This is a genomic window from Phenylobacterium sp. RIFCSPHIGHO2_01_FULL_69_31 (genome assembly GCF_001824475.1).
Classification (GTDB): domain Bacteria; phylum Pseudomonadota; class Alphaproteobacteria; order Caulobacterales; family Caulobacteraceae; genus Phenylobacterium.
The window spans coordinates 160,294-175,320 of record NZ_MHXN01000037.1; the positions used below are offsets into that span (position 1 = coordinate 160,294).

The window sequence follows — 15,027 nt, forward strand, 5'->3', positions numbered from 1 at the left end:
GAAGCGGGCGTGAAGTCCTTCGGCCGTCCGACGGCCCCGCTGCTGGTCCAGTTGCTGACGCTGACGGGCCTGACGCTGGTGGCCGCCTGGCTGATCAGCTCGCTGCTGCTCTTCTTCCTGCCGCCGCCGGCGCCGGATTTCTACCGGATCTCCGAGATCGAACAGACCTTCCACGGCTCGGCGCCGGTCTTCACCGAGCGCCAGCCGCTGGTCCTGACGGAACAGGACCGCCCGCCCGCGCCGGTGCTGGAGGGCAAGAGCATCCCGGCCATCCGCGACAAGATCGCCGAGAACCTGGGCGTGCCCTCGTCCCAGGTGGTGATCGCCGGCGAGCGCGGCCCCCTCTCCGACCGGCGGGTCGGCCGGATCATCCGCGACCGGGTGGCGCGCGCGGGCATGAGCGAGGAGGAGCATTTCCTGATCTCGCCGTTCAACGTGGGTGTCCGGCAGGCCGACGGGCGGTGGAAGGTCGTCCATCCGGAGGTCCCGTTCGGCCTCAGCGACTGGCAGCAGCGGGTGGCCCTGTGGTTCGCCCTGTCGGCCCTGGCCATGTCGCCGGTGGCCTGGATCTACGCCCGCCGGCTGTCGAAGCCGATCCAGGTGTTCGCGGACGCCGCCGAGCGCCTGGGCCGCGACCCCCGCGCCCCGCCGTTGGAGGTCAAGGGGCCGGCCGAGGTGGCGACCGCCGCCCGGGCCTTCAACGAGATGCAGGGACGCCTGCGCCGCTACGTCGAGGACCGCACGGCGATGATGGGCGCCATCGCCCACGACCTGCGCACGCCGCTGACGCGCCTGCGCTTCCGGATCGAGAGCCTGCCTGAGGACCAGCGGTCGAAGTACGCCTCCGATCTGGACCAGATGGAGGAGATGATCACCGCCACCCTCGCCTTCGTGCGCGACGCCACCAAGGCCGGCGAGCGGACGCCCCTGGAGCTGTCGTCCCTGGTGGAGAGCCTGTGCGACGAGATGGCCGAGACGGGGGCGAAGGCCGAGGCCGAGCCCAGCGAGAAGGTGGTGCTGGAGGGCGATCCCATGGCCCTGCGCCGCCTGGTGGCCAACCTGCTGGAGAACGCGGTGAAGTTCGGCGGCCAGGCGCGGGCGCGGGTCTTCCAGCGCGACGGCCATGCCGTGGTGGAGATCGACGACGACGGGCCCGGCATTCCCGAGAAGGACGCCGAGAAGGTGTTCGAGCCCTTCTACCGCCGCGAGCCGTCGCGCAGCCGGCAGACCGGCGGGATCGGCCTGGGCCTGGCGGTCGTGCGCTCGATCGCCCGCGGCCACGGCGGCGACGTCAGCCTGATCAACCGGACCGGCGGAGGCCTCACCGCCCGGGTCGAACTGCCGCTGTAACGCGTCCACGTTCCGGCCACAGGCCGAAACGAAAGTGAAATCGACCCGCAAAGGAGCTCTGGCCTAGTCACGACGGGTTCATCCGGACCCGCCGATACTTGGGACGACATGAGCCTGAACCAGACCCCTCGCCGCCGCGCCTTCCGCATACCCCGCGCAGCCTGGATCACAGTGGCCGTCATCGGCCTGATCATTGCGGCGCTCGTCGGCTGGCAGATGCGTCCCAAGCCCGAGAAGGACCCCTACCGCTTCGGCGCCATCGAGCGCGGCGACATCACCCGCTCGGTCTCCGCCTCCGGCAGCCTGCAGGCGCTGGTCACGGTGGACGTGGGCTCGCAGATCTCCGGACAGGTGACGACTGTGCTGGCCGACTTCAACGACGAGGTGAAGGCGGGGCAGACCCTGGCGATCCTGGACCCCCAGACCTACCAGTCGCGCGTGGCGCAGGGCCAGGCCGACATCCAGGCCGGCCAGGCGGCCGTGCGCCAGGCCCAGGCGACGCTGGAGAACGCCCAGGCCGACTACAGCCGCAAGAAGACCCTGGTGGACCAGGGCTGGTACGCCGCCAGCACCCTGGACCAGGCCACCGCCGCGCTGAAGACCGCCCGGGCCAATGTGGCCGCCGCCCAGGCGCGGGTGACCCAGAGCCGCGCTTCGCTGCGCAGCCAGCGGGTGGACCTGGGCCGCACGACCATCGTCTCGCCCATCGACGGCATCGTGGTGGACCGCAAGGTGGAGCCCGGCAACACGGTGGCCGCCAGCCTGCAGGCCCCGGTGCTGTTCACGATCGCCCAGGACCTGTCGAAGGTGGAGGTCAAGATCTCGGTCGACGAGGCCGACGTGGGCCAGCTGCAGGAAGGCCAGATGGTGCGGTTCACCGTCGACGCGTTTCCGGAGGACACGTTCGAGGGGATCGTGACCCAGGTGCGCAAGCAGCCGACCACCGACCAGAACGTGGTCAGCTACACCGTCATCGCCGAGGCGGATAATCCCCAGCGCAAGCTGCTGCCCGGGATGACCGCGAACGCCGACATCATCATCGACACCAAGCGCAACGTCCTGAAGGTCCCGGCCCAGGCGCTGCGCTGGAGCCCGCCCTCGGAGGGCCGCAGCGCCAATCGGAGCGCCGGGAACGTGATGGCCGGTCCCGCGAGCGGCGGCGGCGTCCGGCAGGGCGGCGGCGGCATGGGCGGCCGCATCGTCGAGCAGCTGGATCTCGACGCCAAGCAGCAGAAGGCGTGGGCGCCGATCCAGGCCGACCTGCGGACGAAACTGCAGGCGGCGCGGGCCTCGGCGGCGGGCAACCCCGCGGCCATGCGCGAGGCCGTGGCCAAGACGATGAACGAGGCGCTGAGTAAGCTGGAGCCGCTGCTGCGCCCCGACCAGAAGGCCAAGCTGGCGGCGCTGCGGGCCACCATGGCCCAGGGCCGTGGCCGGACCGGCGGCCTGCGCGCCGGGACGGTCTATGTGCTGCGCGACAAGAAGCCGGTCCCGATCTCCGTCCGCGTCGGCGCCACGGACGGCTCCTACACCGAGATCGTCAGCCGCGAGCTGAAGCCGGGCGACCAGGTGATCGTCGGCGGCGGGCCGCGGCCCAAGGCCCAGGTCGGCGCCCCGATGGGCGGCCCGCCCGGCGCGGGCGGCGGCGTCCGGGTCCGGATGTAGGCGCAGGGTCGATGATCGACATCCAGGATCTGCGCAAGGTCTACATCATGGGCGAGGAAGGGGTTCAGGCGCTGGGCGGCGTCAGCCTGACGATCGAGCGCGGCGAGTACGTGGCGATCATCGGGCCCTCCGGCTCGGGCAAGTCGACGCTGATGAACATCCTGGGCGGCCTGGACCGTCCCACCAGCGGCGCCTACCGCTTCGAAGGCGAGGATGTCAGCGGCTTCACGGACGACGAGCTGGCCGACTTCCGGCGCCAGCGGATCGGGTTCGTGTTCCAGTCCTTCCAGCTGCTGCCGCGCCTCAGCGCCCTGCAGAACGTCGAGCTGCCGATGATCTACGCCGGCATGGCGCCGAAGGAACGGCGCGCGCGGGCCGCCGAGCTGCTGGAGCGCGTGGGCCTGGGCGCGCGCCTGGGGCATCGGCCCACGCAGCTCTCGGGCGGCCAGCAGCAGCGGGTGGCCATCGCCCGCAGCCTGGCCAACCGCCCCGACCTGCTGCTGGCCGACGAGCCCACCGGCGCCCTGGACACCAGCACCGGCGAGGAGGTGCTGGCTCTGTTCGAGGAACTGAACGCCGGCGGCCTGACCCTGGCGGTGGTGACGCACGATCCGGAAGTGGCCGACATGGCCCACCGGCGGGTGTCGTTCCGCGACGGGCTGATCGTCTCGGACGAGCGGGGGCGCAAGGCATGACCTCCGACGGCATGAAGTCCTTCGAACTCGTCCGCTTCGCCCTGGGCGCGATCCTCGCCCACCCGATGCGCAGCGTGCTGACTTCGCTGGGCGTGGTGATCGGCGTGGCGGCCGTGGTGATGATGACCTCCATCGGCATGGGGGCGCAGCAGCGGGTCACCCAGGCGATCTCCGGCCTGGGCTCCAACCTCATCATCGTGACGCCGAACTTCCAGCGCGGACCGGTCTCGCAGGCGGCCGGCGGCGGCTTCTCGCTGCGCGACGGCGACGCCGAAGCCATCGCCAGGCAGGTGGAAGACGTGGAGGCCGTGGCGCCCCTCGTCCGCGGCCAGGCCCAACTGGCGTCGGACGGCGCCAACTGGAACACCCAGATCCAGGGCGTGACACCCCCCTACCTCGTCGCCCGCGACCTGAAGATCGCCTCGGGCCGCATGTTCGACGAGAACGAGGCGCGCCAGGGCCGCAAGGTCGTGGTGGTCGGCCCGACCGTGGCGCGCGAGCTGTGGGGCGACAGCGATCCCGTCGGGCGGCGCGTGCGGGTGCGGACCGTGCCCTTCGAAGTGATCGGCGTGCTGGAATCCAAGGGCCAGGCGGGCTTCGGCCAGGACCAGGACGACGTGGTGCTCGCCCCCCTCTCCGCCGTGCGCTCGCGGATCGCGGGCCGGCGCAGCCGGGGCGACAGCGTCCAGACGATCTATGTGAAGGCCGTCGACGAGGAGAGCCTGGACCGGGTGCAGGAGGACGTCACCAACCTGCTCCGCGACCAGCACAAGATCCGACAGGGCGAGGAGGACGATTTCCAGACCCAGAACATGGCCTCGATCCTCGAGGCCAGCCAGGCGGCGGTCGGCACGTTCACGGTGCTCCTTGCTGCGGTCGCCGGGGTCTCCCTCGTGGTGGGCGGCGTCGGGATCATGAACATCATGCTGGTGGCGGTGACCGAGCGGACGCGGGAGATCGGCCTGCGCATGGCCCTGGGCGCCAAGCGCTCGCACGTCCTGATCCAGTTCGCGCTGGAGTCGGTCTCGCTGTCGCTGGTGGGCGGGCTGATCGGGCTGACCATCGGCGTCCTGGGCGCCTTCGCGATCGCCAAGCTGGGCGACTGGCCGGCCGCCGTGCCCGCCTGGGCGGGGCCGCTGGCGCTGGGGTTCTCGGTGGTCGTCGGGCTGGTTTTCGGGGCCTATCCGTCGTGGCGCGCGGCGCGCCTGGACCCCATCGAGGCCCTTCGCCGCGAATAAGTCTCAGGTCCTAACGCAACCATGGCGCCGCCTTGGGGGTTAGCCTCACCGCAAGCCCTACCCGAGGAGACCTCTCGATGCCCACCGTCGACACAGGCAAGCCCCGCGCGCGGCGCGGTTTTGCCGCCATGAACCCCGAACGCCGCCGCGAGATCGCCCGCAAGGGCGGAGCCAGCGTGCCCAGCGAGAAGCGCAGCTTCGCGAAGGACCGCGACCTCGCGGCCCAGGCTGGCCGCAAGGGCGGCGAAGCCTCCCGCGGCGGCGGCCGCACCCGCGGTCGCGAAAGCTAGGATTTCCCGTCGCCCCCGACGCCGGAGATCAGCGGACGCCTCACGGCGTCCGCTTTCGGCTGTCTGAACCCTCGGCCCTAGGCGCGCAGCAGGACCATCCCGAAGGCCGGGTCCTCGCTGACCCAGCGCCGCTCCAGCTTCCAGCCCGCCGCGCGGGCCAGGGCCGCCATCCGCTCGATCGTGAACTTGTAGGAGTTCTCGGTGTGGATCGTTTCGCCCTCGGCGAAGCGGAACGTCCGGCCGGCAGCCTGGACGCTCTGGTCCCTCAGGCTCACCAGATGCATCTCGATTCGGCTCTCGGCGGCGTTCCACACCGCGCGATGGGCGAAGGCGTCAAGGTCGAAGTCCCCGCCCAGCTCGCGATTGATGCGTTTGAGCAGGTTCTTGTTGAAGGCCGCCGTGACGCCCTGGGCGTCGTCGTAGGCGGCCACCAGGGTGCGCTCGTCCTTCACCAGGTCGATCCCGACCAGGAACGCTGCCCCCTCCCCCAGCAGCCGCCGCGCGCTGACCAGGAAGGCCCGCGCCTCGTCCGGCGTGAAGTTGCCGATGGTCGATCCGGGGAAGAAGCCGACGACCGGCCGCCCCTCGGTCTCGGGCGGCAGGCGCAGGGCGTTGGTGAAGTCGTCACGCAGCGGCGCCACGGTCAGTTCGGGATAGTCGGCGCGGATGGCCTGGGCGGCTCCCTCCAGCGCCGAAGCGCTGATGTCGATGGGCGCATAGACCGCCACTTGCGGCGCGGCGTCCAGCACGATGCGGGTTTTGGTGCTGGCGCCCGAGCCGAACTCCACCAGGGCGGCGCCCTCGGGGATGTGGCGGGCGATCTCCCCGGCGGCCCCCTCCAGCAGCGCCACCTCGGTGCGCGTGGGATAGTACTCCGGCAGCTCGGTGATCGCTTCGAACAGCTCCGAGCCTTCGGCGTCGTAGAAGTGCTTGGGCGGCATCGACTTGTGCGGCTTCGACAGTCCCGCCGCCACATCCGCCTCGAGGTCCGACGCCTGGCCGTCCTCGCCGGCGCCGTCCAGGGCGAGACGCAGGCCCGAGAACATCCAGCGCTGATGCGGATAGAAGAAGTTGCGATAGGTGGCGCGCACATGGCCGGCGGGCGTGACGCAAGCGCCGCCGCGCAGGACGAACTGGCCCGACATGAACTTGCCGTTGTACTCGCCGACCGCGCCCTTGGCGGCCTTGAAGCCGGGGTACGGGAGGTAGGCGCTGCGGGTCCATTCCCAGAGGTCGCCGAACATCTGCCGCAGGCCGGGGCCCTCGGGCGCCGCCAGGGGGCCGAGGTGGCCGGAATTCACGAACTCGCCCTCGACGGGCCGGCCGGCGGCGGCATGCTCCCACTCCGCTTCCGTCGGCAGGCGCGCGCCCGCCCAGGCGGCGTAGGCGTCGGCCTCGTAGTAGCTGAGGTGGCTGACGGGCTGGGCCGGGTCCAGCGCACGAAGGCCGCTCAGCCCCATGATCCGCCACCCGTCCGGCGTCTCGCGCCAGTAGATCGGCGCCCGCCAGTCCTCCGCCCGGACCAGGGCCCAGCCTTCGGACAGCCAAAGCTCTGGCCGCGCGTAGCCGCCGTCCGCCATGAACGCGAGCCATTCGCCGTTGGTCACCAGCCGGTCGGCGAGGCGGAACGGCTCCAGCCACACGCGGTGGCGCGGGCCCTCGTTGTCGAAGGCGAAGCCCGGGCCATCGTGACCGATCTCCACCAGGCCGCCCTCGAAGCTGACGTATCCCAGCGGGCTGCCCGGGCGAACCGGCGCAGCGCGCGGCGGCGCGAAGGCGGGCGACACCGGCGACTGGGCGAACAGGTGCAGGATGTCCATCAGGATCAGCTCCTGATGCTGCTCCTCGTGGGCCAGGCCCAGGTCCAGCAGGTGGTCGAGCCCGCCGAGGCCCCGGTTGAGCAGTGCGGCCATGCCGGCGTCGACGTGGGCGCGGTAGGCCAGGACGTCGGCCACCGAGGGGCGCGTGATCAGTCCGCGCGCCGGCCGCGGCTGCCGCGGACCGATGGCCTCGTAGTAGGAATTGAACAGATAGCCGAACTTCGGATCGAAGACCCGGTAACCCGGCAGATGCGGGGTCAGCAGGAACGTCTCGAAGAACCAGGTGGTGTGCGCCAGATGCCACTTTGTTGGGCTGGCGTCGGCCATGGACTGGGCGCCCATGTCCTCGGGCGTGAGGGAGCGGATCAATGCCTCTGACGCACGGCGGACCGCCCTGTATCGTGACAGCGCGTCGGACGGGGACGCCTGTTCACGAGCGCGGGCGCGCTCTTCGGGACGGTCGGTATTGGTCATGAAACTCCCCTCGTCCGGCTCGAAGCTTCGCCTCGGCTCCCGCTGGCGAATGTGGGTACGAAACCGGAACACCACAATGGGTACGCCGATGCAGGGACTGCAACGGACGCCTGACGCCAACGCATCGCATCGTCACAGGTTCCGCAAATCAACGTACGATAGTCGGAACGAACCCCCGCAGGCGGCGTTCAAGCCCTGCTGGTGGCAGGCGCTTGTTCCGGTCGGGGTCCGGAGCGTGACTTTGAGGGGATGGGATGGACTCCACCGCGAGTTGGCGTGACGAGGTCGTCGGCCTGATTCCGGCGTTGCGGGCGTTCGCCTGGTCGCTGAGCCACAACGGGTCCGACGCGGACGACCTGGTGCAGGACACCCTGATCAAGGCGTGGTCGAACCGCGACAAGTTCGAGGTGGGCACGAACCTGCGCGCCTGGCTCTTCACCATCCTTCGGAACACCTACTACACGAACGTACTGCGGCGGCGCCGCGAGGTGCGGGACGAGCTGGGCGAATACGCCAGCACCCTGCACTCGCCGCCGACCCAGGACTGGAGCGTGGCCATGCGGGCGCTCCAGACGGCGCTGCTGCAGCTGCCCGACGAGCACCGGGAGGCCCTGATCCTGGTGGGCGCCGCCGGCCTCTCCTACGAAGAGGCGGCCGAGATCTGCGGCTGCGCGCTGGGCACGATCAAGAGCCGGGTGAACCGGGCGCGGGTGCGGCTGCTGAAGATCATGGACGCAGAGGACGCGTCCGACGTCATGGCTCTGGAGACGATGACGATCGCGGGATCGGCTTAGGCGCCGCCTCGACGGCGGAAGCCTCCAGCTGGTCCACCACCCGCAGGATGTGCTCGGGCATCGGCCGAGTTTCCAGCGCGCGGAACATCCCCGTCAACGCCGCCGCAAGCGCGGCAGCGTCCTCTTCCTGATTTGCCACGATCAGTTCCCTGTTCCCCCTGCCATATTAGCGCGGGAACAGCTCAGGCGCACGCCCGTTGATCGGCTCATGGTGACGCACGATCCCAGGAACCCGCCCGGCGGCCACGGCGAGGGCGAACGCGACGCCTGGGACCGCGAGCGCTATGGCTCGCGCCAGGACGAGGACCGCGAGGACTACGGTTCCGGCTGGGACCGCGAAGGCCGCGAGTACGGCGAGGGCCAGGAGGACGAGCCCGGCGCCTCCGACACCGGCACGCCGGGCGCGCCGCGCGATCCGGTCATCTGACGTCGTCCGGATAGACCACCGGCAGCACCAGCGCCGTCGGGTGCGCTTCGTCCATGTAGATCGTGTTGGTCGCAACGCGCGGCTTCAGCTTCCCGAGGGCCGGCGGCTCGCCCGTGTTCGGGTTGACCTCGAACCGCGGCGCGTTCGACGAGGTGATGTGCAGCGCGATCCGGTGGCCCTTCTCGAAGGTGATCGCGGTGGGCCACAGGTCTATGACTAGCTTTTCCGGCGCGCCCGGCGTCATCATGCGGATGTCCTCGGGCAGGCGGCCATTGCGGAACTTGGTCCGGATGGGGGCGTCCAGCACCAGGGCTTCGTAGCCGTCGGGATAGACGTCCACCAGCTTGGCGACGAAGTCGGTGTCCGGCCCGTCGGTGGCGGCGTAGAGCTCCACCTTCACAGGGCCGGCGATGGCCACGTCCCTGTCCAGCACCGGGGTCTGGAAACGCAGGTAGTCCTGCCGCTGGCCCACCAGCCGCTGGTCCTCCGGCCCCTTCTCGAAGGTCAGGTTCGCGCCGCCGTAGGTCTTCACCGGATCGGTCGGGTCGAACCGGTAGCTGACCTTGCGCGAGGCGGAGGTTGGGGCCTTGTTGCTGAGCGCATCGCCCTCGCCGGGATAGTAGCGCACCTCGCGGTAGGCCGGGGGCCAGTTGGCCGAGGCGATCATGCGGTTCTTCGGCGAGAGGGCGTCCTTCCGGGCGGCCGCCATCATGAAGTACTGCACCGGCGGCTCGTCCATGATCCCGTTGTCCTGGCCCTTCAGCCAGTAGTCGAACCAGCGGATCTCCTGATCCCCGGCCAGGCCCAGGCGGTCGGCGCCGGGATAGGCCAGGTCGCCCGAGAGCGGGCCGTGGCCGAACGGGCCCATGAGCAGCTTCTGATTGCCCCGGGCCCCCTTGGCGCCCTGGTTCTGCAGGTATTCGAAGTTCTCGACCGTGCCGCCGTTGAAGATGTCGTACCAGCCGCCGACGTTGTAGATCGGAACCTGGATGTACTTGCGGTTCGTCGTCATCGCGACGCGGTTCCAGCCCACGTCGTCCAGCGAGCGGCCGCGGGTCTGGTCCAGGGTCGACTGGGGCACGCCCTGCTGGCTCAGCCAGCCGATGGTGTCCTTCTCCTTCAGCACGCCGCCGGGGTAGCTGTACGAGAGCCGGTCGGCCGGCGCGACGATCACATAGGCCGCCTTCAGGTGCGGCGGGGCGGCCATGGCGGCCGAATTGGCGGTGATGCCCAGGGCCGAGCCCCCGGTCATGCCGACCTTGCCATTGCTCCAGGGCTGGGCCGCCGCCCACTCCACCGCGTCGTAGCCGTCCTCGATGTCATTCTCGAAGGCGGCGTAGAAGCCCTGGGAGCGGCCCTTCCCGCGGACGTCCTGCAGGACATAGACATAGCCGGCGTCGGTATAGCGCCGCGCCTGCTTGACCAGGTTCTCGCGGTTCTTGACCCCCTTGGGATCCTTATCGGGGTCGATCCGGCCGTCCTTGATGTACGGGGTCCGCGACAGCACCACCGGCCAGGGGCCCTTGCCCTCGGGCTTGAAGACGTTGGCCGCCAGCCGGACGCCATCGCGCAGGGTCATGTATTCCTCGGACGCCCCCGGCGGGAGGCCCGGCCATGGCGCGGACTTCTGGGCCTGGGCGGCCGCAGGGGACCGGCGCTGGGCCGCTGCGGGATCGGCCCCGCCCGCCAGGATCAGCGCCGCCGCCGAGGCGAGCGCAAGCTTGCGCCAGTGGTTCATGGAAGCCCCCTCTGCGCGGGTCTTCTTGCCCGCCGTTCCGATTGTCCGCCGGCATCTAAGCATGGCCCCGGCCCCTCGTCCTTTCCGCATCGCAACGCGACGGCTAGAACCCGCGGCATGGACCGCCGAGACGCCGACGCCCTGGATGCCGCCGATCCTTTGGCCAGATTCCGTGACGCTTTCGATCTGCCGCCGGGGGTCATCTACCTCGACGGCAATTCCTTGGGCCCCCTGCCCCGCACGGCGGCGGCGCGGGTCGAGCGGGCGGTTCGCGACGAATGGGGCCAGGGCCTGATCGCGAGCTGGAACACCGCCGGCTGGATCGAGGCGCCGCAGCGGCTGGGCGCGAAGGTGGCCCGCCTGATCGGCGCGGGCCCATCCGAGGTGGCGGTGGCCGACTCCACCTCGGTCAACCTTTTCAAGCTTGCGGCCGGCGCGCTGTCGCTCAGGCCGGGACGCCGGACGATCATCACCGAACACGGCAACTTCCCGACTGACGTCTATGTGCTGGAAGGGCTGTGTGCGCAGGCGGGGGCGACGCTGAAGGTGCTGCCGCCGCAAGAGGTGCTGGCCGCGATGGACGCCGACACCGCCGCCGTCGTCCTGACCCATGTGCACTACAAGACCGCCCGGCGCTGGGACATGGTCGCCGTCACGAAGGCCGTCCAGGCCAAGGGCGCCCTGATGCTCTGGGACCTCGCCCATACCGCCGGCGCGCTGGCGTGCGACCTGAACGGCGCCGGCGCGGACCTGGCGGTGGGCTGCGGCTACAAGTACCTGAACGGCGGCCCCGGCGCGCCGGCGTTCCTGTTCGTGGCGGAGCGGCACCAAGCGGCGATCCGCTCGCCGCTCTCCGGCTGGATGGGCCATGCCGCCCCCTTCGCCTTCGAGGACCGCTACCGCCCCGCGGCCGACATCCGCACCATGCTGTGCGGCACGCCGTCGATCCTGGGCCTGGCGGCCCTGGAGGCGGGGCTGGACCTGCAGCTCGAGGCCGACACCAAGACGGTGGAGGCCAAGGGCCTGTCGCTGTGCCGGCTGTTCATCCAGCTCGTGGAAGCCCGCTGCGCCGGCCATGGCCTGGCGCTGGCCGGACCGCGCGAGATGGAGGACCGCGGCCTGCATGTCTCCTTCGCCCATCCGGAGGGCTATGCCCTGGTCCAGGCGCTGATCGCCCGTGGCGTGGTCGGCGACTTCCGAGACCCGGACATCGCCCGCTTCGGCTTCTCGCCGCTCTACCTCAGCCACGCCGACGTCTGGGATGCGGTGGAAATCCTGCGCGAGGTGCTGGAGAGCCGGGCCTTCGAGGCGCCGCAGTTCCGGACCCGCGCGGCGGTCACCTGACGTCAGGTTTGTTGACGGACCCGGGATCGGCTAGCAATCGATCGAGACAGGCGGAACAGCCTGCGGGAGCGAAACGACCGGGCATGACCGACGATCCTATCAAGCTGCTGACCGACATCCCCGCCGTCCACGGCCGCGAGCGCGGCGACAAGGTGGCCGTCCACTTCGAGGGCCGCGACCTGACCTACGCCGAGCTGGACCGGCGCTCGTCGCAGGTGGCGGGGATGCTGCAGGCGGCGGGCGTGAAGCCCGGCGACCGGGTGGCCTGGCTGGGGCGGCCGTCCGAGGCCTGGTACGAGATCTTCTTCGGCGTCGCCAAGGCGCGGGCCTGCTTCGCGCCGATCAACTCGCGCCTGGCGGTTCCCGAGATCGCCTTCATCCTGAAGGACTCCAGCGCCAGCGTCTTCTTCGTGACGCCCGAGTTCTTCGAATGCGCGGTCACCGTGGCCGAGCATGCCGGGCGGCCCGTGAAGGTGATCGCAGTCGGCGGCGAGCACCCGACCTTCGAGGCTTATGCCGCCCTGCGCGACGCCGCCCCGGCCCCGCGGCTGGAGACGCCCCAGGCCACGGACGACGTGCTGCAGCTCTACACCTCCGGCACCACTGGCCTGCCCAAGGGCGTGCGGTTGTCCAACGCCAACTACTCGGCCTTCCTGGCCCTGCGGCATCGGGTGGAGGGCTTCTCCTACGCGGCCGATGACACCGTGCTGATCCTGATGCCCATGTTCCACGTGGCCGGGACCAACATCAGCTTCTCGGGCCTGGCCGCCGGCGGCCGCATCGTGCTGCAGGCGGAGTTCGTCCCCGCCGCGGTGCTGCAGGCCTTCGGCGAGCAGAAGGTGGCGCACGTCTTCCTGGCGCCAGTGATGATCAACGCGTTGCTCCAGACCCCGGGCGTGGACGAGGCCGACTATTCCAGCCTGAAGACGGTGTCCTACGGCGCCTCGCCGATCTCGGAGGCGGTGCTGGCCCGGGCGACCCGGACGTTCGGCTGCGGCTTCATCCAGTTCTACGGCATGACCGAGACCACCGGCGCGGGCACGACGCTTTCGCCGTCGGAGCATACGGGCGAGCTGCTGCGCTCCTGCGGGCGGCCCTGGGCCACCCTGGAGACCCGGATCGCCGACGAGGCCGGCAAGACCCTGGGGCCCGGCGAGATCGGCGAGATCGAGATCCGCGGGCCGATCGTCATGGCGGGCTACTGGAACCGGCCCGAGGCTACCGCCGAGACCATCCGGCCGGACGGCTGGCTGCGGACGGGCGATGCGGGCTTCATGGACGAGAACGGCTTCTTCTTCGTCCACGACCGGGTGAAGGACATGATCGTCTCGGGTGGCGAGAACGTCTATCCGGCCGAGGTGGAGAACGCGATCCTGGGCTGTCCCGGCGTCGCCGACGCCGCGGTCATCGGCGTGCCCGACGATCGCTGGGGCGAGGCGGTGAAGGCCATCGTCGTCGCAGCGCCGGGCGAGCGGCCCGACCCGGCGGCGGTGATCGCCTGGGCCCGCCAGCGGATCGCGGCCTACAAGGCGCCGAAGTCCGTGGACTTCATCGACGCCCTGCCCCGCAACCCGTCCGGCAAGGTCCTCCGCCGCGAGCTTCGCAAGCCCTACTGGGAAGGCCGCGACCGCAAGGTGGGCTAAGCGCTAAGCGCTAGGCGCTCGCCGCGACGCTCGGGCGAGCCTTAACCCGGGCGAACCAGTCCCCGACCTTGGCGTACTTCGGATCCAGCGGCTGGCCGACCATGCCGCCGAAGTCGAGGAAGCTGAACAGCAGGATATCGGCCAGGGTGAAGCGGCCGCCGGTGATCCAGGGCCCCTGGAAATTCTCCTCCAGCCAGGCGATCCCATCCTGGGCCACCGCCTTCAGGCCGGGCGCCGCCTCGGGCAGGCAACGCATCCGGCTCTCGAACATCGGCAGCCCCTCGGCGAAGCGGAACCCGTTGGCCATGGGCTCGCAGACCTTCAGGTCCACGCGGCGCACCCACATGCGGGTCAGGGCCCGCTCCTCGGCGTTGGTCCCGATCAGCGGCGGGTTCGGGGTCACCTCCTCCAGGTATTCGCAGATGGCGGTGATCTCGGTCAGCGCAGCGCCGCTCTCCAGCACCAGGGCCGGGGTCTGGCCCGCGGGATTGACCGCCAGATAGGGCTCGCGCCGGTTCTCGCCGCCGCGCAGGTCCACCTCGATCCGCTCCACGTCCAGGCCCTTCTCGGCCAGGAACATCTTCACGACGCGGGGGTTCGGTCCGATCGAGGTATAGAGCTTCACTTTGTTTCCTTCCCTGTTCTCGAAGTCGTGAGCAGCCCCGCCGCCGCTTCGCCTGTGCGGGGTGGAATCACTCGCCCGACAGGCGTATAACGCCGTTCCATGCAAGAGCGCAGTTTCCGCCAGGATCTGACGGGCTCGGACGAGAGCCTAGACGATCTCCTGTCGCGCCTGAAGGCTCAGCTTTCGCGGCCCAAGGCGTGGACCAGCCGCAATCCCCCCTCGGATTTCGGCCACTTCGTCACCTCCCGACGGCCGCTGGGCGGCTGCGGCGGCGCCGAGGCCCCCGTGCCCAAGCCGGACCACGGCCTGGCCGACTGCCACGCGCATTAGGACGCAAGGGGCGGATCCCTGATCGCACCTCCCCTCGGCGGAGATGCGGGAAGGGAAGGTTGCAGTGGGTCGCAACTCGAACTCGTCCGGAACCTGGCCAAGAGCCAACAACGCCAATCGACCCGTAGCGGACGTTCAACCGTCCCACGTGATGGGAGCCCACGGCTGGACCTCAACCCATGCTTTTGCCTCGGAGATGGCGTGGAATGGCGGACATCCAAGCAGGTCCCCGCCGTCCGCCCGGACGTAGTAGAGCAAACCCTCAGAATTGAGCGGAAAGCGTTCCCAGGGATCTCGACCGTCCAACGCCGGCAGGTCGAAGTAGTAGTCATGATCCAACGCGATGATCTCGACGCCCTTGAGAACCTGTCCCGCGTACAGCCAGCTGCCCGTCAAAACTGTCTTACCGCCCGGCTTCACGCTCACACCCTAGCCGCCTGAGGTCTGTTGTCGACCTGTCGACGCCGTCGACGTCCCCGTCCCACCCCTGGGGGACCATCGGCTGCCGACCCTGTGTGGACGGCTCTCCGTCGGCAAGGGTGTTCTTGAGCTGTTGCAGAGCTGGTCGGTGCGGCCATGTGTTCGGCCTGTCGA

Annotated in this window: 14 protein-coding genes; 10 read left to right on the top strand and 4 right to left on the bottom strand. The window is 70.2% G+C overall.

Translation table 11 applies throughout. From position 1 onward, the window contains the following. The first annotated feature begins 9 nt into the window (after positions 1–9). The 5 genes from A2790_RS20310 (at position 10) to A2790_RS20330 (ending at position 5,238) form a co-directional block, all read left to right on the top strand. On the top strand, positions 10–1,350 hold the full coding sequence (locus tag A2790_RS20310; RefSeq protein WP_293395650.1) for a HAMP domain-containing sensor histidine kinase: 1,341 nt from the start codon (positions 10–12) through the stop codon (positions 1,348–1,350). A gap of 108 nt (positions 1,351–1,458) precedes the next feature. Then, positions 1,459–3,015 (top strand): efflux RND transporter periplasmic adaptor subunit, encoded by a 1,557-nt coding sequence (locus tag A2790_RS20315; RefSeq protein ID WP_293395653.1) that lies wholly within the window; start codon positions 1,459–1,461, stop codon positions 3,013–3,015. A gap of 11 nt (positions 3,016–3,026) precedes the next feature. Further along, on the top strand, positions 3,027–3,710 hold the full coding sequence (locus A2790_RS20320; RefSeq protein ID WP_293395656.1) for an ABC transporter ATP-binding protein: 684 nt from the start codon (positions 3,027–3,029) through the stop codon (positions 3,708–3,710). Continuing rightward, complete coding sequence (locus tag A2790_RS20325) at positions 3,707–4,948, top strand: ABC transporter permease (RefSeq protein WP_293395660.1); 1,242 nt, start codon at positions 3,707–3,709, stop codon at positions 4,946–4,948. Before A2790_RS20320 ends, A2790_RS20325 begins: the two co-directional genes overlap by 4 nt. 77 nt (positions 4,949–5,025) lie before the next feature. Beyond that, positions 5,026–5,238, top strand: coding sequence for a general stress protein (locus A2790_RS20330; protein WP_068876748.1), 213 nt, complete (start codon positions 5,026–5,028; stop codon positions 5,236–5,238). A gap of 77 nt (positions 5,239–5,315) precedes the next feature. On the opposite strand, the gene egtB is transcribed toward A2790_RS20330, so the two are convergent. Then, positions 5,316–7,532: an ergothioneine biosynthesis protein EgtB gene (egtB, locus tag A2790_RS20335; protein ID WP_293395663.1), complete on the bottom strand. Its 2,217-nt coding sequence runs from the start codon at positions 7,530–7,532 to the stop codon at positions 5,316–5,318. A gap of 254 nt (positions 7,533–7,786) precedes the next feature. On the opposite strand from egtB, the gene A2790_RS20340 reads away from it, so the two are divergent. Together A2790_RS20340 and A2790_RS20345 are read left to right on the top strand one after the other, a co-directional pair. After that, the gene (locus A2790_RS20340; RefSeq protein ID WP_293395666.1) at positions 7,787–8,326 is read left to right on the top strand and encodes a sigma-70 family RNA polymerase sigma factor; all 540 of its coding nucleotides are present in this window, start codon (positions 7,787–7,789) and stop codon (positions 8,324–8,326) included. A gap of 208 nt (positions 8,327–8,534) precedes the next feature. After that, a complete protein-coding gene (locus A2790_RS20345; protein WP_293395669.1) occupies positions 8,535–8,753 on the top strand; it encodes a hypothetical protein in 219 nt (72 codons plus the stop codon). Here the strand turns inward: A2790_RS20345 and A2790_RS20350 are convergent. Then, complete coding sequence (locus A2790_RS20350) at positions 8,746–10,491, bottom strand: CocE/NonD family hydrolase (protein ID WP_293395672.1); 1,746 nt, start codon at positions 10,489–10,491, stop codon at positions 8,746–8,748. The two genes, A2790_RS20345 and A2790_RS20350, sit on opposite strands and share 8 nt — an antisense overlap. Before the next feature lie 117 nt (positions 10,492–10,608). On the opposite strand from A2790_RS20350, the gene kynU reads away from it, so the two are divergent. Further along, complete coding sequence (kynU, locus tag A2790_RS20355; protein ID WP_293395675.1) at positions 10,609–11,835, top strand: kynureninase; 1,227 nt, start codon at positions 10,609–10,611, stop codon at positions 11,833–11,835. An 83-nt stretch (positions 11,836–11,918) separates the two neighbouring features. Further along, entirely contained in the window at positions 11,919–13,478 is a 1,560-nt protein-coding gene (locus tag A2790_RS20360; protein ID WP_293395678.1) for a long-chain-fatty-acid--CoA ligase, read from the top strand. Between the two features lie 10 nt (positions 13,479–13,488). Here the strand turns inward: A2790_RS20360 and A2790_RS20365 are convergent, their stop codons facing one another. Next, positions 13,489–14,103, bottom strand: a complete 615-nt coding sequence (locus A2790_RS20365) for a glutathione S-transferase family protein (protein ID WP_293395681.1) — start codon at positions 14,101–14,103, stop codon at positions 13,489–13,491. 99 nt (positions 14,104–14,202) lie between these two features. Between A2790_RS20365 and A2790_RS20370 the strand changes: the two genes are divergently transcribed. After that, a complete protein-coding gene (locus A2790_RS20370) occupies positions 14,203–14,433 on the top strand; it encodes a hypothetical protein (RefSeq protein ID WP_293395684.1) in 231 nt (76 codons plus the stop codon). A 135-nt stretch (positions 14,434–14,568) separates the two neighbouring features. Here the strand turns inward: A2790_RS20370 and A2790_RS20375 are convergent, their stop codons facing one another. Next, complete coding sequence (locus tag A2790_RS20375; protein ID WP_293395687.1) at positions 14,569–14,859, bottom strand: hypothetical protein; 291 nt, start codon at positions 14,857–14,859, stop codon at positions 14,569–14,571. Positions 14,860–15,027 lie beyond the last annotated feature (168 nt).

Coding starts and splice junctions, on each gene's coding strand:
- A2790_RS20315 (WP_293395653.1), top strand. CDS start 1,459: ATGAGCCTGAACCAGACCCCTCGCCGCCGCGCCTTCCGCATACCCCGC.
- A2790_RS20320 (WP_293395656.1), top strand. CDS start 3,027: ATGATCGACATCCAGGATCTGCGCAAGGTCTACATCATGGGCGAGGAA.
- A2790_RS20325 (WP_293395660.1), top strand. CDS start 3,707: ATGACCTCCGACGGCATGAAGTCCTTCGAACTCGTCCGCTTCGCCCTG.
- A2790_RS20330 (WP_068876748.1), top strand. CDS start 5,026: ATGCCCACCGTCGACACAGGCAAGCCCCGCGCGCGGCGCGGTTTTGCC.
- egtB (WP_293395663.1), bottom strand. CDS start 7,532: ATGACCAATACCGACCGTCCCGAAGAGCGCGCCCGCGCTCGTGAACAG.
- A2790_RS20340 (WP_293395666.1), top strand. CDS start 7,787: ATGGACTCCACCGCGAGTTGGCGTGACGAGGTCGTCGGCCTGATTCCG.
- A2790_RS20345 (WP_293395669.1), top strand. CDS start 8,535: ATGGTGACGCACGATCCCAGGAACCCGCCCGGCGGCCACGGCGAGGGC.
- A2790_RS20350 (WP_293395672.1), bottom strand. CDS start 10,491: ATGAACCACTGGCGCAAGCTTGCGCTCGCCTCGGCGGCGGCGCTGATC.
- kynU (WP_293395675.1), top strand. CDS start 10,609: ATGGACCGCCGAGACGCCGACGCCCTGGATGCCGCCGATCCTTTGGCC.
- A2790_RS20360 (WP_293395678.1), top strand. CDS start 11,919: ATGACCGACGATCCTATCAAGCTGCTGACCGACATCCCCGCCGTCCAC.
- A2790_RS20370 (WP_293395684.1), top strand. CDS start 14,203: ATGCAAGAGCGCAGTTTCCGCCAGGATCTGACGGGCTCGGACGAGAGC.